At 34.0% G+C, this 22630-nt stretch carries 19 protein-coding genes and 2 tRNA genes; 13 read left to right on the top strand and 8 right to left on the bottom strand.

Annotated elements, in window-relative coordinates; translation table 11 throughout:
• Nucleotides 1–66: 66 nt before the first annotated feature.
• The 5 genes from CXF59_RS10125 to CXF59_RS10105 form a co-directional block, all read right to left on the bottom strand.
• Nucleotides 67–744 carry a TetR/AcrR family transcriptional regulator gene (locus tag CXF59_RS10125; protein WP_101137673.1) on the bottom strand — a complete coding sequence of 226 codons (678 nt, stop codon included), beginning with the start codon at nt 742–744 and terminating at the stop codon, nt 67–69.
• Nucleotides 745–759: 15 nt separating this feature from the next.
• A complete protein-coding gene (locus CXF59_RS10120) occupies nt 760–1368 on the bottom strand; it encodes a leucine-rich repeat domain-containing protein (protein WP_101137672.1) in 609 nt (202 codons plus the stop codon).
• A 135-nt stretch (nt 1369–1503) separates the two neighbouring features.
• The gene (gene gpmI / locus CXF59_RS10115) at nt 1504–3021 is read right to left on the bottom strand and encodes a 2,3-bisphosphoglycerate-independent phosphoglycerate mutase (RefSeq protein ID WP_101137671.1); all 1518 of its coding nucleotides are present in this window, start codon (nt 3019–3021) and stop codon (nt 1504–1506) included.
• Nucleotides 3022–3160: 139 nt separating this feature from the next.
• On the bottom strand, nt 3161–5578 hold the full coding sequence (locus tag CXF59_RS10110) for a DUF5916 domain-containing protein (RefSeq protein WP_101137670.1): 2418 nt from the start codon (nt 5576–5578) through the stop codon (nt 3161–3163).
• A gap of 137 nt (nt 5579–5715) precedes the next feature.
• Nucleotides 5716–8112, bottom strand: coding sequence for a DUF5916 domain-containing protein (locus CXF59_RS10105; RefSeq protein WP_101137669.1), 2397 nt, complete (start codon nt 8110–8112; stop codon nt 5716–5718).
• A gap of 189 nt (nt 8113–8301) precedes the next feature.
• Between CXF59_RS10105 and CXF59_RS10100 the strand changes: the two genes are divergently transcribed.
• The 3 genes from CXF59_RS10100 to CXF59_RS10090 all read left to right on the top strand — a co-directional run bounded on the left by CXF59_RS10100 (nt 8302) and on the right by CXF59_RS10090 (nt 10155).
• Nucleotides 8302–9024 carry a murein L,D-transpeptidase catalytic domain family protein gene (locus CXF59_RS10100; RefSeq protein ID WP_101137668.1) on the top strand — a complete coding sequence of 241 codons (723 nt, stop codon included), beginning with the start codon at nt 8302–8304 and terminating at the stop codon, nt 9022–9024.
• Nucleotides 9025–9728: 704 nt separating this feature from the next.
• Nucleotides 9729–9801, top strand: a tRNA-Gly gene (locus CXF59_RS10095).
• A gap of 281 nt (nt 9802–10082) precedes the next feature.
• Nucleotides 10083–10155, top strand: a tRNA-Gly gene (locus tag CXF59_RS10090).
• A gap of 219 nt (nt 10156–10374) precedes the next feature.
• Here CXF59_RS10090 and pepE read toward each other — a convergent pair.
• Nucleotides 10375–11082, bottom strand: coding sequence for a dipeptidase PepE (gene pepE / locus CXF59_RS10085; RefSeq protein WP_101137667.1), 708 nt, complete (start codon nt 11080–11082; stop codon nt 10375–10377).
• A gap of 160 nt (nt 11083–11242) precedes the next feature.
• Here pepE and CXF59_RS10080 point away from each other — a divergent pair, with 160 nt between their 5' ends.
• The 8 genes from CXF59_RS10080 to CXF59_RS10045 all read left to right on the top strand — a co-directional run bounded on the left by CXF59_RS10080 (nt 11243) and on the right by CXF59_RS10045 (nt 17388).
• A complete protein-coding gene (locus CXF59_RS10080; RefSeq protein ID WP_101137666.1) occupies nt 11243–11428 on the top strand; it encodes a hypothetical protein in 186 nt (61 codons plus the stop codon).
• A gap of 97 nt (nt 11429–11525) precedes the next feature.
• Nucleotides 11526–11669, top strand: coding sequence for a hypothetical protein (locus CXF59_RS14995; protein ID WP_157824567.1), 144 nt, complete (start codon nt 11526–11528; stop codon nt 11667–11669).
• A gap of 283 nt (nt 11670–11952) precedes the next feature.
• Entirely contained in the window at nt 11953–12693 is a 741-nt protein-coding gene (locus CXF59_RS10070; RefSeq protein ID WP_101137664.1) for a carboxypeptidase-like regulatory domain-containing protein, read from the top strand.
• Complete coding sequence (locus CXF59_RS10065) at nt 12683–13432, top strand: hypothetical protein (RefSeq protein ID WP_101137663.1); 750 nt, start codon at nt 12683–12685, stop codon at nt 13430–13432. The genes CXF59_RS10070 and CXF59_RS10065 overlap by 11 nt, the downstream gene beginning before the upstream one ends.
• Before the next feature lie 138 nt (nt 13433–13570).
• Nucleotides 13571–14074, top strand: coding sequence for a DUF6702 family protein (locus CXF59_RS10060; RefSeq protein ID WP_101137662.1), 504 nt, complete (start codon nt 13571–13573; stop codon nt 14072–14074).
• A gap of 64 nt (nt 14075–14138) precedes the next feature.
• Nucleotides 14139–16379: a M1 family metallopeptidase gene (locus CXF59_RS10055; RefSeq protein WP_101137661.1), complete on the top strand. Its 2241-nt coding sequence runs from the start codon at nt 14139–14141 to the stop codon at nt 16377–16379.
• A gap of 110 nt (nt 16380–16489) precedes the next feature.
• Entirely contained in the window at nt 16490–16816 is a 327-nt protein-coding gene (locus CXF59_RS10050) for a twin-arginine translocase TatA/TatE family subunit (protein ID WP_101137660.1), read from the top strand.
• A complete protein-coding gene (locus CXF59_RS10045) occupies nt 16816–17388 on the top strand; it encodes a phosphatase PAP2 family protein (RefSeq protein WP_101137659.1) in 573 nt (190 codons plus the stop codon). The genes CXF59_RS10050 and CXF59_RS10045 overlap by 1 nt, the downstream gene beginning before the upstream one ends.
• A 187-nt stretch (nt 17389–17575) precedes the next feature.
• On the opposite strand, the gene CXF59_RS10040 is transcribed toward CXF59_RS10045, so the two are convergent.
• A complete protein-coding gene (locus CXF59_RS10040; RefSeq protein WP_101138519.1) occupies nt 17576–18217 on the bottom strand; it encodes an O-methyltransferase in 642 nt (213 codons plus the stop codon).
• A gap of 81 nt (nt 18218–18298) precedes the next feature.
• On the opposite strand from CXF59_RS10040, the gene rlmN reads away from it, so the two are divergent.
• A complete protein-coding gene (rlmN, locus tag CXF59_RS10035) occupies nt 18299–19342 on the top strand; it encodes a 23S rRNA (adenine(2503)-C(2))-methyltransferase RlmN (RefSeq protein ID WP_101137658.1) in 1044 nt (347 codons plus the stop codon).
• A 698-nt stretch (nt 19343–20040) separates the two neighbouring features.
• Nucleotides 20041–21018, top strand: a complete 978-nt coding sequence (locus CXF59_RS10025; protein WP_101137657.1) for a polyprenyl synthetase family protein — start codon at nt 20041–20043, stop codon at nt 21016–21018.
• Nucleotides 21019–21193: 175 nt separating this feature from the next.
• On the opposite strand, the gene CXF59_RS10020 is transcribed toward CXF59_RS10025, so the two are convergent.
• Nucleotides 21194–22270, bottom strand: coding sequence for a response regulator (locus tag CXF59_RS10020; RefSeq protein WP_101137656.1), 1077 nt, complete (start codon nt 22268–22270; stop codon nt 21194–21196).
• Nucleotides 22271–22630: the final 360 nt, after the last annotated feature.

Raw genomic sequence — 22630 nt, 5'->3', positions numbered from 1 at the left:
TGTTAATTTTTTTCTTTTGTGTAGTTATACTAGCTACAACTTTACGACGTAATGCGTTCCAGCTATTTATTCTTTTATTAATATGGTGTTGATTAAATCCATAAAAAAGTTTGTGGGAGATACTTGTTCGTTACAATCGGTAATAGTTGATAGGTGTTCTTTTAAAAAATGTTGGTGCAAAGAACCTTTTACAACGGTTGAAATTAGACTTTTTGCAAAAGGATAATCGGGGTTAATCTCTTTTACAATAGCGACCATTCTATTAATTAATCTTTTGTAAATTATGAAATAACCTTCTTTATTTTCTTCGTCAACCTCTTTAGTGTACAGGGTTTTAGTGAATTCTATAATAACAATTCTATTTAAAATCCTTTCGTTGATATGTTCTGTTCTCTCATCATCAACTATTTTTTCAGTGACAATAACAATAGCTCGCTTTAAGCGCTCCATAGGATCATCAATATTAGTCAATTTAAAAACCATTTTGTATTCAATCCAACTCCAATACCACGAACATAAATATACTAGTAGTTTGTGCTTGTTTTCAAAATACCTATAAATCGAACTTTCATTGGAGCCAATGCGTTCGCCTAATTTTTTAAAAGTAAAGTTGTCAAACCCTTTTTCATCTATTAAAATGATACTCTCTTTTATTATCTTTTTTCCAAGAGCTGATGTTTCAGGATCTTTTACAAAGATTTTGTCTGAAATTTGAATTTTTATATTTGTGATTAAATTATGCATTTGAATTGTTTACGTTTAAAAATCGATTTCAAAACCAAAATTGATGTTTTTAAGTTCTACGTTGTCAAGTGGAATACTATTTTCATTCAAATATAAATGCTTTAAATGAGATAAAGAATTTATATTTTTAGGGAATTCCTTTAATGCGTTTTGACGCAAACTTAAATACTCTAAATTTTTAAGTTGTAACATTTCACGAGGCATATAATTGATTCGATCATTATCAAGATATAACGATTTTAGATTTGGCAACTTTGCTAAAACGACTAAGGATTGAGGTAAGTCTAAGTTTTTCTCATCATTTAAATATAATTTTTCAAGGGTTTTAAGTTTAGAAAAGTCTTTTGGTAACACCTTAAAATCATTTCCACTTAAATCTAGTGTTTTTAATTTTTTCAGTAAGAACAATTCTTTAGGTAATTCTTTTAAATGATCATCCTTTAAACTTAGATATTCTAAATTGACAAATTTAGAGAAGTCTACTTTTTCTAAATCAATTGTGTTACCACTTAAATCAAGACGAATAATCGTCTCGGGGCTTGAGAGTATAGTAGTATTTTGAGCCTTAGTATTTACATTGAATAAAAGCGTTATGATCAAGCATTGAAGGAGTAAATTTTTCACAGCACTATTTTTTGAGATTAATAAGTGCAAATATAATAGTATTACTATCAAAAATAATAGTAATACTTGTTTTATTTTATAATAAAGGCTATTCAATTTGAATAGCCTTTATTGTCAACTAGTTGTATAAATGTCTTAAAGTAAAGAATGTTGAGTCATTACTACGGGTTTTTCGATACCCATTAATTCTAAAATAGTTGGTGCGATATCGCCTAACACTCCATTGTGAATTTGTTTCAATTCTTTGTCCACTAAAATAATAGGAACGGGGTTGGTAGTATGCGCCGTATTTGGGCTTCCGTCAGCGTTAATCATCGTCTCACAGTTTCCGTGATCTGCAATTACGATCGTGGTGTAATCATTAGCTAATGCCGCTGTAATCACTCTTTCGACACATTTGTCAACTGCTTCACATGCTTTTATTGCTGCATCCATTATTCCAGTATGACCTACCATGTCACCATTGGCAAAATTAAGGCATACAAAATCGACGTCTGCTTTTTCAAGTTCTGGAACTAAAGCATCAGTTAATTCAAAAGCACTCATCTCCGGATGTAAATCGTAAGTAGCTACTTTTGGAGAATTTTTTAATATTCTTTTTTCTCCTCTAAATGGAATTTCTCTACCACCTGAAAAGAAAAAAGTTACGTGCGGGTATTTCTCTGTTTCAGCAATTCTAATTTGAGTTTTATTCTCTTTTTCTAAAACCTCTCCTAATGTTTCTGTGATGTTGTCCTTGTTGTACACAACTTTTACATTGTTATAAGATTCATCATAATTAGTCAGAGTTACATAATACAAATTTAATTTGTGCATGTTCTCTTCGTGAAAATCTTGCTGAGAAAGGACTTCGGTTAATTCTCTTCCCCTGTCAGTTCTAAAGTTAAAGAAAATAACAACATCATCATCTTCAATAGTAGCCAATGGATTGCCAGCTGCATCAGTCATTACAATCGGATGGATGAATTCATCTGTCACATTGGTTGCATAACTTTCCTCGATACTCGTTACTGCGTTTTTTGAATGTATTCCTTGGCCGTTGACCAATAAATCGTAGGCTAGTTTCACTCTTTCCCAGCGCTTGTCGCGATCCATGGAGTAATATCTTCCTATTATTGAAGCTATTTTTACAGAAGTGTTTGCGATATAATTTTCTAGATCCTGAACGTATTTTTTTCCTGATTTTGGATCAACGTCACGCCCATCAGTGAAGGCATGTACGAAAACCTCCTTCAATCCGTAATCTTGGGTTGCATCAATTAGACCTCTTAAATGGGAGGTATGGGAGTGAACTCCTCCGTCTGAAACCAATCCTAAAAAATGTACTTTTTTATGATTGTCTTTTGCATATTGGAAGGCATCTTTAAGGACTTGCTCTTCGGCTAATGTTTTATTGGCGACAGCTAGATTTATTTTGGCTAAATCCTGATAAACGATTCGTCCTGCACCGAGGTTCATATGTCCTACTTCACTATTTCCCATTTGTCCTTCCGGTAAACCCACGTTTAGACCGTCTGTGCGAAGTTGAGCACTTGGGTAGTTTTTATAAAGACTATTTATAAATGGAATATTGGCGTTGTCGATTGCAGATACTTTAGGGTCAGGAGATTTTCCCCAACCATCTAATATCATAAGAATTACTTTTTTGTTCATTGGAATTAATTTTGAACAAAGATAAAGTATTTATAAAATCTTAGAAGCGAACGAAACCAATATTATGTATTCAAGAAAGAACGCACCGAAATAATGTTGATTTTGTTATAGAATGTGTTTTTTTTAAAATTAATGCACTCTATATTTTGTTTTTCAAGCTATTGTAATCAATGAAATAGCGCACACTTATTGAAAAGGTATGATTCAACGCCTCATTGTTCAATAAATTTGCTACATTTTCCCCAAAGTCTTTATTGATGTTTTTATCAAAATTTGCGGCATTATTTCTATATAAAATAGAAACTTGGCTTCCAGGAGCAAACCACCAAGAATAGGAAAGGTCAAAATTCCAAGAGTAAAAACTAGAGTCTTTATTGATGTTGTAATTTGCATAATCAGCTAGTCTTCCGTCTTGTTTTAGATATAAGAAATTCTTATTCTCCGCATAGGACCAATATTGACGAACAGCCACATTAAAATTCATTTTACTGCTAATAGAGTATTTTCCAGAAAGACTATTGGAATAAGTGATCACATTTCTGTTAGCAAAAATAATAGCCTGTTGAGTTGACTTATTTAAATCTTCATCTACGCTGTCAACATAGCCTTTATTATTGTTCCTTCTCGAGAATTGAAAACGGTAGTTTAACGAAAACTTGTCGTTAAAACGGTATCTGGGGCCTAACATTAATTCATAAGTCCTTCTTTCTGTTTCATTAAAAATAGAGTAGGATGGATTGAAATCAAATGCGAATTTATTGTTATAATTAGTAGATATGTACAACCAAGCATTGTATCGTTCGGGTAGAATTACATACCTGTTTTCCGCTCTTGCTTCATAAAAGTCATAGGATTCAACGGGGCTTATATTGATGCCGAGTCCGACATAGTGATTCTTTTTAGTATCAAGGTTTATACTTGCATTCATGTTGTTTCCTTGAATTTTACCGGTTTCTTTTTGAAATTGGGTATATATATTATAGTTTATCCTAAAAGAATTAAAAAGTTTCGTCGGATTTAAAATTCTATAACTTGCATTTCCATATATGCTGTAATAGTTTGTTTGAAAGTTGATTCCTAGATCATTATTATCAAAGTCCTTTGTGACTAAATCTGCACCTAGACTATATCGGTATTGACCGATAGTTTCTCCGATATTTAGAGAAGTGGAAACCCCTTTTTTATCCATGATGTCATTTACGTAACTGTATTTTAAGTTTCCCGAAAGGCTATAAGTATTCTTCATGGTGTTTAAGTCCCATACTAAAGCAGATACATTTCCGTCTCGAAAACCTCCGTTTCTAGTGACATTGGTATTTATAAATGAAACAGCAGAGTTTTTGAGAAAGCGCTGGTCTAAAACAAGTACATTGTAGTTTGCCAAGGGCTCCACTTCTTCTCTGCGGGTTTCTTGCGTAGCTTTGTTTTCAATTGTTGCGAATGTTCTTTTCGTTACCGCGTTTAGAATACCTATTCCCAGTCCGTCTTTTGTTCGTCCCGATACTTTCAATGCATTGATTAAATCGACACTCGATGGGTTGTCAATAATCGTCTCGTTTTCTGCAGCTGTTGGGTAGTTAATTGGCCTACCTCCAATTCTCCGAGAATAGACTAAATCTCCTTTGCTGAATAGGTCGGTGCCTTCTGTGAAAAACGGCCTATTTTCATTAAATTGTTGTTCGAATGGCCCCAAATTGAGAATTTGATCGTCATATTTAGTTTGTCCAAAATCAGGAACCAAGATGGCATCAAGGGTAAAAGCGTCATTAATTCCATATTTTATGTCTAATCCACCTTTTAAGGTACCTACAGTTTTTTGTTGTCCATTCGCGTTGACATAAAAGGAAGAATAAGGCATAAGAAATAGGCGAGTAGGGGGTTTTATGTTTTCTATGCCTTCAAGGATTCCGGTTTGTTGCGTGAAAGTACCAATTTTTGAGTCAATAAAGTTCCAAGTGTATTTTTGACGGTTTCGTTTTATTTCCCTGAAAAAATTAAGACCCCAAGTTTGTTTTTTTTCGGCAGAAAAGCGCAACGCAGCGTAAGGAATTCTCATTTCTACGACCCAGCCAAAATCGGTAATTATCGCTTTGCTTTTCCATATTGCATCCCAGGAGTAATCTTCCCCGTTGCTGTCTGTAGTAATACAGTCTGCTTGACCGTCAGCAGCGTTGACAAAAAATTGAAAATCCTGCTGCCCATCATTAAAGCCATTGATAAAAATACCAAAAACGTCTGCTATACCAAAACTGTCCCGTTGTGAAATTTCTTTTCTAATTTTATCCGGTTGATCGTCATATAATAATGCCGCAATATATACAGCATCATTATCGTAGATGACTTTTACGATTGTTTTTTTAGAATCTGGAATTGGTTCACCATTGTCAGGCTGGGACATTATAAAATCGGTTGCTTCTGGTGTGGATTGCCATACGTTTTCATCCAGTTTTCCGTCGATAGTTATGTTGTCAGAGGTAAACTTAGTTTGTAACACCTTTTTTTGGCTGTAGCCAAAGGTGATAACTAAAACAAAGAATGTCAAAAAAAAGTATTTCATGAAATTAACTGTAAATGAAGCGGAACTAATGGAAATCCGTTTTTTAGATGTAGGGTATATTGTATGAATAGCACGTAATCATACTTCAGATAGTAGACTGATTTTAAAAGATATTGTTACACTTTAATTGCAGAGATTTAAAACTTATTTTTAATAACATTGTAATCAATGAAATAACGGACGCTTACTGACAAGATATTAGTCATATTACTATCAAACACATTTTTTAGGTTTGTGCTCAGTCTTCTTTCAACATTGCGACTGCCTTCTTGAGCGTAGTTGCGGTATAAGATAGATAATTCACTTCCCGGTGCAAACCACCAAGAGTAAGATAAATCAAGGTTCCAAGAGTTGAAATTTCTATTTCTATTTAAGAGGTAGGTGTTGTTCTCGGATAAACTACCATTGTCTTGTAAGGTAAAAAATGCCTGGTTATCAGAATAGGACCAATAATAACGAGCGGTCAAATTAAGCGTCATTTTGTCGTTAATTGAATATTTACCTATGAGGTCATTTTGCAATATTTCTCTATTTCTTCTGCCTATTATGATATCCGAATTTTCAAAACCAACCCAGCCAAGATCATTCGTTTTATGAGTATAATCCATAACAAGAAAGATGGAAAACTTGTCATTTACTCTATACTTTGGCGCAACTGCGATTCCGAAGTTAGACCTTTTTTCTTGGTCGAATTTTGCGAAACTTAGCGTAAAATCAAAAGTGAAAGCATTATTTCGATTAAATTCAACACCTGAATAACCACTTATACTTTTAGGTACTGCTAGATACCGACCAAAGATTCTAGGTTCATAAAAATCATATGCTTCAAAAGGCTTGATGTCTAAGCCAAGCTCAAAATAATGATTGCGTTTTGTAGTTGCTTTAATTGTAGGCTTGTAATACCCTTCTTGTAGTTTTCCAGTAGTATTGTCATATGCTAAACTAAACTCATTTTGAAATCTGAAGGTATTGAATTGTTTTGTGGGATTTAATATTCTGTAACTTAGATTAGAATACAGATTATTAAAATTATTATAAAAATTTATTCCCAGATCATTATTGTCATAGTCCCTGGATGTATATCTTCCGGAGAGAGAATACCTATATTTTCCGCTTGTTTTGGCGAAATTTAGAGATGTTTTAAAACCATTATAGTCTTCGATGGTATTTATAGAGCTGTATTTAAAATCACCATATAAGTTATAGGAATTTGCTTTAGTGCTTAAGTCAAATAATAAAGCGGAGACGTTAGCGTCTCTAAAGCTCCCATTTCGGGTTGTGTTGGTGTTGACAAAAGATACAGATGAGTTTTGTCTAAAGCGTTGATCTAATACTAAAACGTTATAGTTGGTTAGCGGTTCAATAACTTCTTTACGCCTTTCTTTAGTTTCTGCATTTTGTATTGTTGCAGATGTTTTTTCAGTAATAGCATTCAGAAATCCAATACCTAATCCTTTTTCAGTTCTTCCAGATACTTTTACGGCATTGATTAATTTTACAGAACTCGGGTAGTTAGTCACTTCTTCATTTTCTGCTACATCTGGGTAGGTGCTTGGTGCTCCTCCAATTCTTCTAGAATAAAATATGTTTCCAATGTTAAATAAATTAGTTCCTTCTGTAAAAAACGGCCTATTTTCATCCAGTCTTTGTTCGAAAGGTTCCAGATTCAATATGGCATTATCAAATTTAGTTTGTCCAAAATCAGGTACTAAAATGGCATCTAAAGTAAAAGAGTCATTGATACCATATTTGATATCAAGTCCCCCTTTGAAAGTTCTGTCGGCTGTAAAGTCATCTTCCTGGTAATAAGCGGAGACATAAGGGATAAAGAAAAGACGTACTGGAGGTTTAATATTTTCTATTCCTTCGAGTGTTCCTGCTTGAGTAATTACAGCGCCAATTTTAGTGTTGACACGATTCCAGGTATATTTTTGAACATCACGTTTTATTTCACGCATAAAGTTCAATCCCCAAGTTTGTTTTTTTGCATTGGAAAAGCGCAAGGCAGCATAAGGAATTTTCATTTCAACAACCCATCCAAAATCTGTGATAGTGGCTTTACTCTTCCATATGGCGTCCCAGGAAAAATCTTCGTTGCCCTCCGTGGCCAAACAGTCCATTTGAACGTTAGCTGCACTTACAAAGAATCTAAAATCTTGCTGGCCGTCGTTAAATCCGTTTATAGAAACTGAAAAATGGTCAGATACACCAAATACATCACGATTCGTTATTTCTTTCTGAATTTTGTTGGGTTCGTTATCGTATAAAATTGCCGAAATATAAATTGCTTCGTCATCGTATAAAACTTTTACTTCTGTCTTCTTGTCTTCATTGATAGGTCTCCCGTTGTCAGGCTCAAACATGATGAAATCAGTGGCAATGTTAGGGTCTGTAATCCATGCTTGTTCGTTGACTTCGCCATCAATAATCATGCTTTCTGTTGTAGATTTTGCAAAAAGAGTCTTTTTCTGACAAGAAGCGTCCAAACTAAGTAAAACGGTAAAAAGTAAAACAAAATAATAGTACTTTGGCATGAATTGTGATTTGGTTAAAGCAAAAGTAATAAAATTAGCATAACTATCAAGTTCTGTGATAAATTATTAAGAATCATAAAGAGGTTCAAAACGGTTAAAGATTCCCTAAAAATGGAATTCGGTTGGCTGACTCGAACAGTTTTAGTACTTTTACAAACCCTAATCTATCATTTAAAACAATAAAAATCAATGATTTATAAAACATTTCCTGCCCTATTTTTAATGGTTATTTCTTTCTCGATAAGCAATTTATTTTTCTCAGAGTCTAAGACTGAAAAGAAAATGGAAGTTGCTAAGGTAATAAAGACTACTTCTGAAAGTAATGAGGAAGTCATTTACAACAATTTGGATTCCAATGATTTTGCGTTACCGAAGCTGGAGAGCTTCTCGGAAGCTCTTAAGGGTTTCTATTTATTAAAAGAGAAAGGATTAGTGCGTAGAAATATACTGACCTTGATTGATTTTAGTATGTCATCTAACTCTAAAAGACTTTGGGTGATCGATCTTACCACTAATACTATTTTATATAACTCTTTGGTTGCTCACGGAAGAAATACAGGAAATGAATTTGCTACCAGTTTTTCAAATTCAGCTCAATCTTTTAAAAGTAGCCTTGGATTTTATGCTACAGGTGAAATATACAGCGGAAAGCATGGAAAATCTCTTCGATTAGATGGTTTAGAAAAAGGGATTAACGATAATGCCAGAGTTAGAGCGGTTGTTATTCACGGAGCAGAATACGTGTCTAATTCTTTCATACAAAACAATAAACGATTAGGAAGAAGTTTAGGTTGTCCTGCACTTCCTATTAATCTATCCAGCGAGATAATACAAACAATTAAAGATAAGTCTTGTCTGTTTATTTATTATCCTTCAGACAATTATAAGACAGCTTCTAAGCTTGTTTCATAATATTTATTTAAACACATAATAAAAAAGACGCCGTTTTTAAAGCTATAAACGCCGTCTTTTTTGTTATCGGCATTTTGGAATATCTAAGTAAGTGGCTTTTCTCTTTTTAGGAATAGGCCTAAAATACTGTAGGCTGTAATTTGTTTAATTTTATACCGCAGGATATGTGCTCCGATTTTTTTTATTCCAAAGTTTTTTCTTTTAATGTACTATAATTTTGATGAAAGCCTGTAGGTTGAACCCGAGCGTGGAAGCAAATTCATTTTCTGTTTTCTGGACGATACTGTTTTTCAAAATGGCGCAAGAGCGCTTCGAGATAACCATTCTTTTTTTGGGTTCTTAAAATTGCCATTCCCCATATTTGAGATTGGCAGTTTTCTTCAAAGATTGAATTTATGAAACGACGAAATTAAGTCTGTTGATTTGTTAGTGTAAAAAAAAACTTAAATGCGAGGCTGTTTCTGAATCGTCAGCGTCAAATTGACTAGTCATGTTAGGTTCACTAGGTTTGGGGACTAATTTTCGGACCCAATAGGTCTCTGAGGATATTTTTTTTTGATGTAAAACATCCCATTGTAAAAAAATAATAGATGTAACGATTTAATTTTAAAACGATTATAATTAAAGCGCCTTTTTTACGAAAAATTTCCATCGAAAAACTTGTTTCAAACCCAACTTATTATTTATATTTGCACCTCAGTAATGCGAAAGTAGCTCAGTTGGTAGAGCTCCAGCCTTCCAAGCTGGTTGTCGCGAGTTCGAGCCTCGTCTTTCGCTCTTTAATAACCCTAACTTTTATAAAGTTAGGGTTATTTGTTTTACAGCAAGGTTATCGTCTCGTTAAAATTGACGAGAATCCTCGTTTGTCACTCTTTAAAGCCGAAACTTAATCGTTTCGGCTTTTTTATTGGTAGTATTGAACTGTTTTTTGGACCTTTAAATTGGACTTAAAAATAGTACTTTGATCATTCTTAATTTCACAAAGTAAAGTGTTTTTATTTTTTTTTAAAAAAACTTGTTTTGAAGTGAATTAGTTTGTATATTTGCACCCTGCTAATGCGAAAGTAGCTCAGTTGGTAGAGCTCCAGCCTTCCAAGCTGGTTGTCGCGAGTTCGAGCCTCGTCTTTCGCTCTTTAATAACCCTAACTTTTATAAAGTTAGGGTTATTTCTTTTACAGCAAGGTTGTTGTCTCGTCAAAATTGAGGAGAATCCCCGTCTTTTGCTCTTTAATAAACCTAACTTTTATAAAGTTAGGCATATTTCTTTTCCGGGAAGATTACCCTCCTGTCAAAATTGGCGAGGGTGCGTCTTTCGCTCTTCAAATCTGAAACTTAATTGTTTCGGGTTTGTTATTTGATATAACTGATGTCAGTGCCGGTTTCAAGTTCTTCTGTAGTCTGGTTTTGTTTGAAAAGTCTGGCGGATAGCTCTCCTTTCACTATTATTTTGTCGCCATCTACTTTCAGCCAACTTCCTTCGCGTAATCCTAATACTGGAATGGTGTTATAAGCATGAAACTCTTTTATTCTGGTGTCTCGCGTTTCGCCCATGTGTTTTGACTGCAGGTCTGCGTCTAAATAATGTGCGTTGAGGTCGAAAGGAAGTAATCCTAATGTTTTAAAGCTTGGTGGATAAACAATAGGCATGTCATTAGTGGTTTGCATGCTTAGCCCGCAAATGACGCTTCCGGCGCTTGTTCCCAGATAAGGAGTTCCTTTTTTTATGCTTTCTGCAAGAGCATTCATGATGTTGTTTTTGTACAATTGAGCCACAAGAACAAAGGTGTTCCCTCCTCCGGTAAAAATGCCTTCTGCATTTTCAACGGCTAATACAGCATCATCAAATTCATGTATTCCTTTTACCGCTATGTTTATTTTGGCGAAAGCGAAAGCAGCTTTTGCCGTGTATTCTTCATGTGAAATACCACTCGGTCTTGCATATGGAATAAATAGTACCGTTTTACAATTTCCAAAGTGGATCTTTAAGTCGGGTAGCAGGTACTCTAAATAGTCACTTCCATGCACTGTGGACGTGCTTGCGATAATAATATTTTTCATTTCTTGTGTTGTTTTATTCGGGTTAAAGGTATAAAATCGAGTTTCTTATTATTGTATTTTTCATTTTTTATTAACTTTTTTTTATCAACTTCTTAGTAGTTAATTTAGAAGGGATTAAGATACTTCTACAGCTTGGCATTAATTTGAGATATCAATAAGTATGATAGTTGGGTTTAGTCTTCTTTTTATAAATTTTCTTGCTACAGCAGCTTTGGCACAGGAATCAACTTCTTCTATATTGAAAGGAAAAGTAAATGCAGATGGGTTTAATATCGACGGAATATATGTCGTTAATTTAACCAGCGAAAAAGCGGTAATAACTGATATCGAAGGTTATTTGGGTTAAACGAAGAGTAGGGGATACTTTGTTGCCGTCAGCGATGCAGTCTAAAAATAGACGGGTTGTTTTGAATTAAGAAGATTTTGAAAATTGACTTTTTTTTGTGAGAATGAATCTAACGATGAATCAGTTGGATGAGGTTGTGATCAGAAGTTATAATATTATTAACGCGGTTTCCTTAGGGATTATTCCAGCAGATCAAAGAGCCCATGCTGAAGCTGAGCGAAAATATGCAGCTGCAAGTTAAGGCAGATTGAATCTAATGGTATTTGATCTTTTGCTCAATTTAATTTCTGCAAGAACGGCTACGCTCAAGAAAGAGCTTGTAATTGAAAAGAAAGAAACTTATTTAGCAATGCTCGATGAGATGTTTGATAAAGACCAGTATATTAGCCGTTTTAAAATATCTTTAGATTATGTTAAAGGTTTGCAGTATTACACCGTTGAAAAGGAGAGATTCAACCTGATTTGAGAATCGAAAAATAAATTAAACACCGAATTCTTATTGGGCGTCTTAGCTATTAAATATAATGAAATCATTGCTTGTGAAAACCAATAGCATTTTTATCTTGTTTGTAATTTTACTTTCTCAAGTTGTTTTTGGGCAAAGTATAGGTTCTAAAAGAATTCATGGAAAAATAAGTTTTGACTCAGTTTCTGTAGAAGGGGTTAATGTTATTAACCTAACGACAGACAGCGCAACCGCTTCTGATAAAGAAGGATTGTTTTTGCTTTTTGCAAAAGAAGGTGATGTTTTAGTTTTTTCTGCAGTAAATCTCGTAACTTTACGTAGACAAGTAAATAAACAAGATTTGTCGTCACTTGTTGTTCAGATTAGTATGACTTCTGAAAGTATTGACTTAAGGGAAGTTGTTATTGATGAAAGAGCCCAGATTAGTGCTGAGAATTTAGGAGTTATTGCTTATGGACAAAAGAAATATTCCCCCGCGGAACGCAAATTATATACTGCAAGTTCAGGACTTTTAGATCCAGCCTTGAACTGGATTACAGGACGAAAAGCGATGCTTAAGAAAGAAGTTGCAGTTGAATATAAAGAGCAAATGTTAGTTAAGTTAGATTATCTTTTTCTACCTGAATATTATAGTGAAACATTAAAAATCCCTCAAGCGTATATCCGGGGGTTTCAATATTATTGTGTTGAGGACATCGATTTAGTCGGTTCTCTGAACGCCAGAAACAAAACATTATCTCAATTTCTGATTATTATATTAGCCAAGAAATACAATAAAATCATAGCAAATGAAAACTAAAATAGGAGTCTTATTATTGTGTTTGTTTTATCAATTTTCCTTTGGTCAAATTGAAACTAGAAAAACATTCAAAGGTCAGGTAAGGAACGATTTGGCACCGGTAGAAAACGTAATTGTTTTTGATGCAAATTCAAAAGCGGGTGCAATTGTTAATGAATATGGTTTTTTTACAGTTTTGGCTAAAGTGAATGATACCTTGGTTTTTTCAAGTCTGACATTCAAATCTAAAAAGGTAGTGCTGAAGGAAGAGGATTTTATTACGCCTCAATTTGTTGTAACACTAGAAGTTTTCACAAATGAATTAAAGGAAGTATTAATTGCGGCCAAAAAAGAGCTGAGTCCAATTCTAGGTGAATCGCAGAAATATGTCGATTTGATGTACTTTGGTGATCAAAAGTCAGCACTAAAAAATACAACGATGCCTCGAGACGGTAGTATAGAATATGGAACGGACTTTGTTAGAATATATAAAGATGTACTAAAAATATTGAGAAAGAATAATCCTGAAAAAGTAGACTTTTATAAAGACACAAGTTTCTCCGAGCTTGTTTTGAAAAGAATTAATTATTCTTTTTTTTCTAATACGCTGAATTTAAAAGACGACGAGATTAAGCTTTTTCTTGTTTTTTGTGAAAACGATAGTAAATCGAGAACATTAATGCAGCCTAGCGCCGAATTCCAATTAATGGATTTTCTAATAACAAAAAATAAAGAATACAAAAAGATAACTACCTTCTAAGTATATTTGAGAGGATGTGTCTTTTTTAGTGTATTCTTCCTCACGAAGCTGTTCTTTTAGGGAGGGGGATTTGTTCCAAGTTATTGATTTTCTTGTTGCAAAAAAGGAAGAGTGCAAAAGAATCGCTACTTTTGCACAATGAAACAAACAATATTTTATCTCTTTTTTGGAGTCTTCTTCTTGACTTTAACCTCTTTTGGATTTCATAAATTTTATGTGGCTGTATATCAAATAGAGTATGCTCCTGAAAAGGAAATGCTGCAAATCACCTCTAGAATTTTTGCTGATGACTTGAATAAAGCGTTAGAGAAAAAATACACCAAGAAACATTATTTAGGTACAAATAAAGAATCTCCCGAAGATTTAGTTTTACTCAAAAAATATTTATCGGAAAACTTGATAATAAAAGTCAATGGGCAATCTAAGGCCATGAATTTTTTAAGCAAAGAGATGGAAGGGGATGTCCTTATTTGCTATTTAAGTATAAAAGACATCTCTAAATTAAAATCCTTAGAGGTCCACAACGCTGTTTTAGTTGATTGGGATTCAGAGCAGCAAAACATTACTCACTTCACTATCTTGGGCACAAAACAAAGTTTTCTTTTTACCGCATCCTCCACTGAACGAATGTTAAAATTCTGATAAAGGAACCTATGTTTGTTAAAAAACAGTATTTTCACGCCCTCACATAATTCGAATTCCCTACATGAAAAAAATTACATTATTTTTTATTCTTCCAGCAATTCTATTTGCTCAAGAAAAAGCGACAACAGTAACTCCCAAGCAATCAGGTAAATACGATACCAACAAGTTTAGTCAGATGTACGACTTATTAGCAACGCCTAATATGTTTCGTAACGCTGCAGGTGCGCCCGGTCCAGCTTATTATCAACAACAGGCAGATTATAAAATCGACATAGAGTTAGATGACAAAAATTCTAAATTAAGTGGTTCTGAAACGATCACTTACTATAACAATTCACCGGATAATCTAGATTATTTGTGGGTACAATTGGATCAAAATCAACAGGCTCAAGATTCTGAATCTCCCTTGGCGGAAAGCGAAAGAATAACGCAAACTTTTCCAGCTTCTAATTTTACTGACAAATTTTTAAAGAAACCCTTAGAGCGTGGTTTTAATATAGAATACGTAAAAGATTCCAAAGGAGCTCCGATGACGTACACCATCAATCACACCATGATGAGGATAGACTTGGCTTCGCCGATGAAACCAGGTACATCAATATCTTTTTCTGTAAAATGGTACTACAACATCAATGATTACCAGAAAGAAGGAGGCCGTTCCGGATATGAATCATTTGAAAGCGAAGGAAACAGAATATATGTAATTGCACAATTCTATCCTAGAATGGCAGTTTATAATGATGTTGAAGGTTGGCAAAATATGCAGTTTTGGGGAAGCGGCGAATTCGCTTTGCCATTTGGAGATTTTGATGTTAACATCACCGTTCCTGCTGATCACGTTATGGAAGCGACCGGAGAGTTGATGAACAGAAGTGAAGTGTTTACGCCAGCTCAAGTAAAAAGATACGAATTAGCACAGAAAACGTTTGACAAACCTGTAGTGATTGTTACACAGGCAGAAGCAGAAGCTGCTGAAAAAGGATTTTCTGACAAGAAAAAAACATGGAAATTTAGCGCAAAAAACGTTAGAGATTTCGGTATAGCCACTTCGAGAAAATTCATTCTTGACGCTATGGCTGTTCAATTAGCTACTAAAACTACGATGGCAGTTTCAATTTATCCTAAGGAAGCAAATCCGCTTTGGGGAGAAACGTCAACAATAACTGTAGCGCATACATTAAAAAGTTACTCTTCACATACTTTTGATTATCCTTATCCGAAAGCAGTTTCTGTTTCTGCGGAAGATCAAGGGATGGAATACCCGATGATTTGTTGGAATTTTGGTCGTCCTGATGAAAACGGAGTAACTAGTGAACAAGTTAAAAACGGAATGATGGGTGTTGTGATTCACGAAGTAGGTCATAACTTTTTTCCAATGATTGTGAACTCAGACGAACGTCAATGGACGTGGATGGATGAAGGATTAAACTCTTTTATGGAATTCATGGCAGAAGATGAGTTAGGGACTAATTTTCCTTCAAGACGTGGTCCTGCGAAAAACATTGTGCCGTATATGAGTGGTGACCAAAAATTCTTGGAACCTATCATGTCAAATTCAGAGAGTATAATGCAGTTTGGTAATAATGCATATGGAAAACCTGCGACAGGATTGAATATCCTTAGAGAAGTGATAATGGGTAGAGAATTGTTTGACTATGCTTTTAAAGTATATGCAAACCGTTGGAAATTCAAACATCCTACTCCGGAAGACTTTTTTAGAACAATGGAAGACGCTTCTGCGGTTGATCTTGACTGGTTCTTTAGAGGGTGGTTTTATTCTACTGATTTTGTGGATATCGGTATAAACGATGTGAAACAATACTATGTTTCTGAAACGCCTACAAAAGAACTAAAAGACGTTAAGGTAAGAAAAGGTCGTTTTGGTGTAGAGAAAGGACCGTTTGTTTACTTAGTTGCAGAAAGTAATGAAGAGTTGAAAGCAAATCAAAAGAAACCTCTTAAGGTTGAGGATGTAAAATTACTCTCCGATTACTTAAAGACACTTGGCGTTGACGAAAAAGGAAGTTTCAATTCTCCTAAATTCTTCTATGAGGTTGAGTTTAATAAGCCGGGTGGAATGATGATGCCGATACTAGTTGAAATTACATACGAGGATGGTACTGTTGAGAACTTCAAGTATCCAGCTCAAATCTGGAGAAAAAATAATGACACTGCTAGAAAAGTATATGCTACTGAGAAAGCAATCAAGAAAATTCAGATTGACCCTAAATTAGAAACAGCAGATATTGATGTTACTAACAACACTTGGCCAAAAGAGATAGTGAAAAGTAAATTTGATTAAAGAATAAGCATTAAAAAAAAAAGACTCTTTTAGAGTCTTTTTTTTTATGAAAAATTTAAAAGTCAGGGATTCTAAATTTGGTATCTTTGTACCACTTAAAATTGATAATTATGTTTGGCATAGGAGGAGGAGAGTTGGTTTTTATATTGTTTATTGTTCTAATGCTTTTTGGTTCAGATAAGGTGCCGGAAATGGCACGTGCTATGGGTAAGGCTATGGCGCAATTAAAACACGCGACTAACGACATAAAAAGTGAAATTCAAAAAGGAGTCGAGGCTAATGGTCTTGATTCAAAATCCCTGTCAGATTTAACCGGCAACTTTAATACCCAGGTCGATAAAGTTAAGAATGACCTTATGGGTGATTCTATTACTGAGGCTAATAAAGTGAAGGAAGACATAGAAGATATTACGGGACCTGTAAAGCGCAATAAATAATGCTGGATCAAATTCTGTCTCTAGATACTGAATTGCTGATTTTCTTGAATGGTTTAGGTTCAGAAAGGTATGACGGTCTTTGGTTAACAATTACCAAACAACTATATTGGACTCCCTTTTTTCTTTTTTTATTGTTTTTTATTTATAAAAAATTGGGAGGAAAACAAACTTTGTATTTTATTTTGGCGATCGCCGTTTTAATTACATTCACGGATCAGGCAACTAATCTGTTTAAAAATGGATTTCAAAGATTGCGTCCTTGCAGTAATCCCGAAATCAATACCATAATACGAGTGGTTCAAAGTCGTAGTTCCTTTAGTTTCTTCTCAGGTCACGCTTCAAATAGTATGGCAGTTGCCACATTTATGTATTGCGTTATGCATCGCCATAACAAATATGGCTACATGTTATTCTTATGGCCACTAGTCTTCGCTTATAGTAGAATCTATTTAGGATTGCATTATCCAATAGATATTTTATGTGGGTATCTATTCGGGATATTTTCCGGGTATTTAGTGTTTAAAATATATCAAACAGTCCAGAAAAAGTATTTTCCACTTTTTAATTTTTAGGAGCAATTCCAGCTGTTCATTTCAATCTTATGACTGAAAATGGTCTTTTCAATCACAATAAAGGAGCTTCCGTTGGTCGCTCTTTTTTGTTTAGAAAAAAATCATTTTCAGCCACAAGGATTTTTATATTCATCTGGGCTATGACAGTCGTCTTAGAAAGAAGAGCGGTTTCTTAAAATTTAGGAATCTAGAGTACTCGACTTACTGTTAAGCCATCTCTGATAGGTAAAAGAACGGTTTCGACCCGAGGGTCATTTTTTAGTAATTGGTTGTATTCTATCAGTATTTTGGTACTCACGTCGTTCGGGTGTACCGGTTCCAATACTTTTCCGCTCCACAAGACATTATCAGAAAGAATAATTCCTCCTTTATTCATTTTCGGTAAAATGATATTAAAATAATTAATGTAGTTTTCTTTATCGGCATCAATAAATACTAAATCAAATTTTAAATCCAGTGTTGGTATAATATTCACTGCTTCTCCTAGGTGCTGTATGATTTGGTTTCCCCATGGTGACTTGTCAAAATGCTTCCTTTGGAAGTCAACCAATTCTTCTTTAATGTCAATTGTATGTAATTGTCCGCCATCTAGCATTCCTTCGCACAGACACAAAGCAGAATAGCCCGTATACGTTCCGATTTCTAGAATGTTTACTGGACGAATCAATTTAGCTAACATGCTCAAAACGCGACCTTGAAAATGCCCGCTTAACATGCGAGGCAATAAAATTTTCTGATAGGTTTCTTTATTTAATGCGGCTAATAATTGAGGTTCTTTTTCAGAGTGTTGCTCGATGTAATCTTCTAACTCTTGGGAAATGAAGTGCATTTGTACGGGTTTTTTCAATTTGCGGTAAAGTTATTAAATTATCAAAACAACAAATCAAGAAATTGTTATTAAATTTGCAGCATGCAAATTGAGAAAAAAGACATACGAGCAGTATCTAAAGAATTATTACGTGAATTTTTTGTTACCCAAGGCGACAAAGCTTTTCGTGGGAATCAAGTTTATGAATGGTTATGGAGCAAAGGCGCCCATAGTTTTGAGGATATGACTAATATTTCTAAGGAAACACGTGCCATGTTAGAAAGTAACTTTGTCATCAACCACATTAAAGTGGATACGATACAGCGTTCTGACGACGGAACCATAAAAAATGCAGTTCGTTTGCATGATGGTTTAGTGGTAGAATCTGTTTTGATTCCTACCAATACAAGAACAACAGCCTGCGTTTCTAGTCAGGTGGGTTGCAGTTTAGATTGTAGTTTTTGCGCCACCGCACGATTAAAAAGAATGAGAAATTTAGAGCCCGGCGAGATTTACGATCAGGTATTGGCTATAGATAAGGAGAGTCGTTTGTATTACAATCACCCTTTATCAAATATTGTTTTTATGGGAATGGGAGAACCGCTTATGAACTATAACAATATGATGAAAGCAATCGAAATGATTACTTCGTCAGAAGGTTTAGGCATGTCTCCAAAAAGAATTATGGTTTCTACTTCAGGAGTGCCAAAAATGATTAAAAAATTAGCAGATGACGATGTGAAAGTAAAGTTAGCGGTCTCACTGCATTCTGCTATCGATGAGATTCGTTCCCAAATAATGCCTTTCAGTAAAAATTTCCCTTTGGCCGATTTACGAGAATCATTGGAATATTGGTATAGAAAAACAAAAAGCAAAATTTCATACGAATATGTGGTTTGGAAAGACATTAATGATAATAAAGAGTCCATAGATGCGTTAGTGAAATTCTGTAAATATGTTCCTTGCAAAGTGAACCTGATAGAATATAATCCTATAGATGATGGTGAATTTCAGCAGGCCTCTGAAGATGCTACTAATGCCTACATAAAAGCGTTGGAGTCGAGTGGGATCGTGGTCAAAGTAAGACGAAGTCGTGGAAAAGATATTGATGCCGCTTGTGGGCAATTAGCAAATAAACAAGCATAGTTTGATAAAAATAAATAATTAAGAATCGAAATTAGAAAAGGGTTTGAATGAAAAGTCAAACCCTTTTTGTAAAAAAATTAGTTTTGTATTATTTGATTACGCCTGTAATTTCTTCGGCAATCGGGTGCTCCGCTTCAGACGTATAGTCTATTATTTTTGCCATTGTTTGCACAAATTTATTTTGATACAATTTAGATTCTATTTTCATTTCTATTTTTGGCCCTTTAGCCGCAAACCATATTGCTGAAGATCCTTCAAACGTATTTCCATGACTCGTCCATTCTGTTTTTGCTTTATCACCACTACCGTGATCAGTAGTGAAAACTAAAGCAGTTTTGTCTATATAATGAGGGTCATTTTTAAGAAAATCCCAAATCTCTTTGATACATGCATCGACTTGATGAGCTGCATCCAGATACGAACGATAAAAACCGGCATGCGCCCATTCATAAGTTTCTCCAGAAGAGATTTACAAAACACGTGGTTTATTAGTTTTTGTTGGGCAAACTTAAAACACCAATTACTGCATTGGATTAAGGTAAGTTTAACAAAACGTTTGTCACAATTAATATTAGGTTAGCTTTGTAAATACTGTAATTCAGACTCTTTTTTAAGCTAACAATTATTTAATATAGATTGTATTAAAATTAATACTAAGGCTATATATGTTTGTTAAAAGGTGTAACTTTGTGTTCTAAATGAATGTTACTTCTCAAATAAAACAGCCCATCTTTAAAGAAATGGAACTTTTTGAAAAAAAGTTCTATGAATCGATGACCTCACAAGTGGCTTTGTTGAACAGAATTACGTATTACATAGTGAACCGAAAAGGGAAGCAAATGCGCCCCATGTTCGTTTTTTTGACGGCTAAAATGGTTTCTGCAGGAATTGTGAACGAAAGAACCTATCGTGGAGCTTGTGTTATTGAACTAATTCATACCGCAACTTTGGTTCATGATGATGTAGTGGATGACAGTAATCGCAGAAGAGGGTTTTTCTCCATCAATGCACTTTGGAAAAATAAAATTGCAGTACTCGTTGGAGACTATTTACTCTCAAAAGGCTTGTTGCTTTCTATTGACAACGGTGATTTTGATTTGTTGAAAATAATTTCAATCGCTGTTCGGGAAATGAGCGAAGGCGAATTGCTCCAGATAGAAAAAGCGAGAAGACTTGATATCACGGAAGATATTTATTATGAAATTATTCGAAAAAAAACCGCAACACTTATTGCCGCCTGTTGCGCTCTTGGCGCAAAATCAGTTATTGACGATGAGATTCAGGTAGAGAATATGAGAAAGTTTGGAGAGCTGATCGGAATGGCATTCCAAATTAAAGATGATTTGTTTGATTATACTGAAGATGCTATTGGGAAACCCACAGGTATTGACATTAAGGAACAAAAGATGACTTTGCCGCTAATCTATGTTCTAAATACTTGTACTTCTAAAGAAAAGTCATGGTTGATTAATTCGATTAAAAATCATAACAAAGACAAAAATCGCGTTAAGGCAGTTATTGCTTTTGTGAAAAATAATGACGGTTTGCTTTATGCTGAAAATAAAATGCTTGAATTTCAGCAGGAAGCACTTTTGTTATTAGAAAATTATCCTACTTCAGATTTTAAAGATGCCTTAATCTTGATGGTGAATTACGTAATTGAAAGAAAAAAATAATTCGTTCGTTAGAAAAAGATATAATAATCAATTATTTGAAGTACAATCTAAACCCGATGTTTAAGTCTAATACGATTAAACAAAACAATGTTTCTCGGGTGTTCGATTTGATTTTAATTAGGTTTATTTTGACTTACTTAACAACCCCCTTCCGGATATTGAATCAGGAAAGGGGTTATTTCTTGTGGATAGGAAGTAAAATGGAAATTTTAGAACCTTCATTTTCTTTCGATGCAATACTTATGATTCCATTAGATTTTTTTATGATAGATTTAGTGATAAAAAGTCCTAATCCTAGTCCTTGTTGCTCTCTTTCATCACGATTAAACTGCACTGTAGCGTCAATTAATTTTAGCTCTTCTTCTTTAAATCCAACTCCGTAATCAAATATATTAATTTCATAGTAATCATCGCTAAATACGCTTCCTTCAATAACTACTTTTTTCTTTTTTGGGGAGAATTTTAATGCATTGTCTAGTAGCTCAAACAAAATAAAATTCAGATCAGCTTTACTAATTTCTAATTCTGCAGTTGTGAGTCTAGATACAACTCTATTTTTTTGTTTTTCATAATGCAATGAAATTTTATTTAAGACATTCTTTAAAACATTCTTAATTTCTGCACAATCATCTTTTGATACTGTGAATTTATTGTTTTTGATGTTCTCAACATGAATTATATTTTGCATCGTTCTATTCAAGCGTTCGCCAGATGTTTTAATTCCTTCCTGAAAAATAATAACATCCTCTTGTGATAAATTAAGAGTGTCGTCCATCAACAAATTAATTGAACCTAAGATTCCATGGAGAGGAGTATTGATTTCGTGAGATAGAATATTGAGGTTACCGGCATAGAAATTATTGGCATTTTTAATTTTTGCAAATCTTGTTATTTTCGACTCTACTACTTTTAATAACTCGGATGACTTAAATGGTTTGGTTAAAAAGTCATCAGCTCCCTCGTTAAAACAACTACGCATCAAGTTATCTTCTATTTTCGCTGTTAAAAAGATGAAAGGAATAGTACTTAGATATTTATTGTTTTTTATTATGTTTTGAAAAACCTGCCCGTCCATTACTGGCATCATGATGTCGCATATAATTAAGTCAGGAAACCAAGTATCTAAAATATTAAGCGCTTCTTGTCCATTATTAGCTGTTTTAGTCTCATAATTTTTTAGACAGAGTAATTCATTTATTGTTTCTCTAATATTTAATTCATCATCAATAATCAGTATTTTATTTTTATTCATTTGGAAGATGTAAGGTGAATTTGGTTTTAATATTTTATTTTTTGTTCAATGAGGTATGAGGGTTCGTTTTCTATAAGGATTGCAATTAGGTTAATTGAAGTGCTTTAACTTTTTTTAAAAGGCACCCATTAATGCATGTGTTTTATTTTAATTATTTCCAATTCTTGCATGTAAATGATTTTTAAACTATCAAATTTTATTTAACTGATTAAAGATGACTTTTAGCTTTGGAGACAATACTGTATTTAAAGTTATTTTTTCCTCTAATTTTTTATATGAGGCAAACGCTTTTTCTTCGGGAATTGGATTTCTTAAAATTATTTGTATTTATCAAGTTCAATAACCAAAGTAAATTTATTG

The sequence above is a fragment of the Flavobacterium sp. ALD4 genome, from assembly GCF_002836475.1.
Taxonomy (GTDB): Bacteria; Bacteroidota; Bacteroidia; order Flavobacteriales; family Flavobacteriaceae; genus Flavobacterium.
The sequence above is the reverse complement of the archived record's forward strand: the minus strand, read 5'-3'. Positions and strand labels throughout refer to the sequence as shown.

What these genes read in the sequence shown, in the direction of transcription:
- CXF59_RS10100 (WP_101137668.1), top strand. Translation starts at nt 8,302, where the DNA reads ATGATTTATAAAACATTTCCTGCCCTATTTTTAATGGTTATTTCTTTC.
- gpmI (WP_101137671.1), bottom strand. Translation starts at nt 3,021, where the DNA reads ATGAACAAAAAAGTAATTCTTATGATATTAGATGGTTGGGGAAAATCT.
- CXF59_RS10055 (WP_101137661.1), top strand. Translation starts at nt 14,139, where the DNA reads ATGAAAAAAATTACATTATTTTTTATTCTTCCAGCAATTCTATTTGCT.
- pepE (WP_101137667.1), bottom strand. Translation starts at nt 11,082, where the DNA reads ATGAAAAATATTATTATCGCAAGCACGTCCACAGTGCATGGAAGTGAC.
- CXF59_RS10025 (WP_101137657.1), top strand. Translation starts at nt 20,041, where the DNA reads ATGAATGTTACTTCTCAAATAAAACAGCCCATCTTTAAAGAAATGGAA.
- CXF59_RS10060 (WP_101137662.1), top strand. Translation starts at nt 13,571, where the DNA reads ATGAAACAAACAATATTTTATCTCTTTTTTGGAGTCTTCTTCTTGACT.
- CXF59_RS10110 (WP_101137670.1), bottom strand. Translation starts at nt 5,578, where the DNA reads ATGAAATACTTTTTTTTGACATTCTTTGTTTTAGTTATCACCTTTGGC.
- CXF59_RS10050 (WP_101137660.1), top strand. Translation starts at nt 16,490, where the DNA reads ATGTTTGGCATAGGAGGAGGAGAGTTGGTTTTTATATTGTTTATTGTT.
- CXF59_RS10125 (WP_101137673.1), bottom strand. Translation starts at nt 744, where the DNA reads ATGCATAATTTAATCACAAATATAAAAATTCAAATTTCAGACAAAATC.
- CXF59_RS10045 (WP_101137659.1), top strand. Translation starts at nt 16,816, where the DNA reads ATGCTGGATCAAATTCTGTCTCTAGATACTGAATTGCTGATTTTCTTG.
- CXF59_RS10065 (WP_101137663.1), top strand. Translation starts at nt 12,683, where the DNA reads ATGAAAACTAAAATAGGAGTCTTATTATTGTGTTTGTTTTATCAATTT.
- CXF59_RS10020 (WP_101137656.1), bottom strand. Translation starts at nt 22,270, where the DNA reads ATGAATAAAAATAAAATACTGATTATTGATGATGAATTAAATATTAGA.
- CXF59_RS10040 (WP_101138519.1), bottom strand. Translation starts at nt 18,217, where the DNA reads ATGCACTTCATTTCCCAAGAGTTAGAAGATTACATCGAGCAACACTCT.
- CXF59_RS10105 (WP_101137669.1), bottom strand. Translation starts at nt 8,112, where the DNA reads ATGCCAAAGTACTATTATTTTGTTTTACTTTTTACCGTTTTACTTAGT.
- CXF59_RS10080 (WP_101137666.1), top strand. Translation starts at nt 11,243, where the DNA reads ATGATAGTTGGGTTTAGTCTTCTTTTTATAAATTTTCTTGCTACAGCA.
- CXF59_RS10070 (WP_101137664.1), top strand. Translation starts at nt 11,953, where the DNA reads ATGAAATCATTGCTTGTGAAAACCAATAGCATTTTTATCTTGTTTGTA.
- rlmN (WP_101137658.1), top strand. Translation starts at nt 18,299, where the DNA reads ATGCAAATTGAGAAAAAAGACATACGAGCAGTATCTAAAGAATTATTA.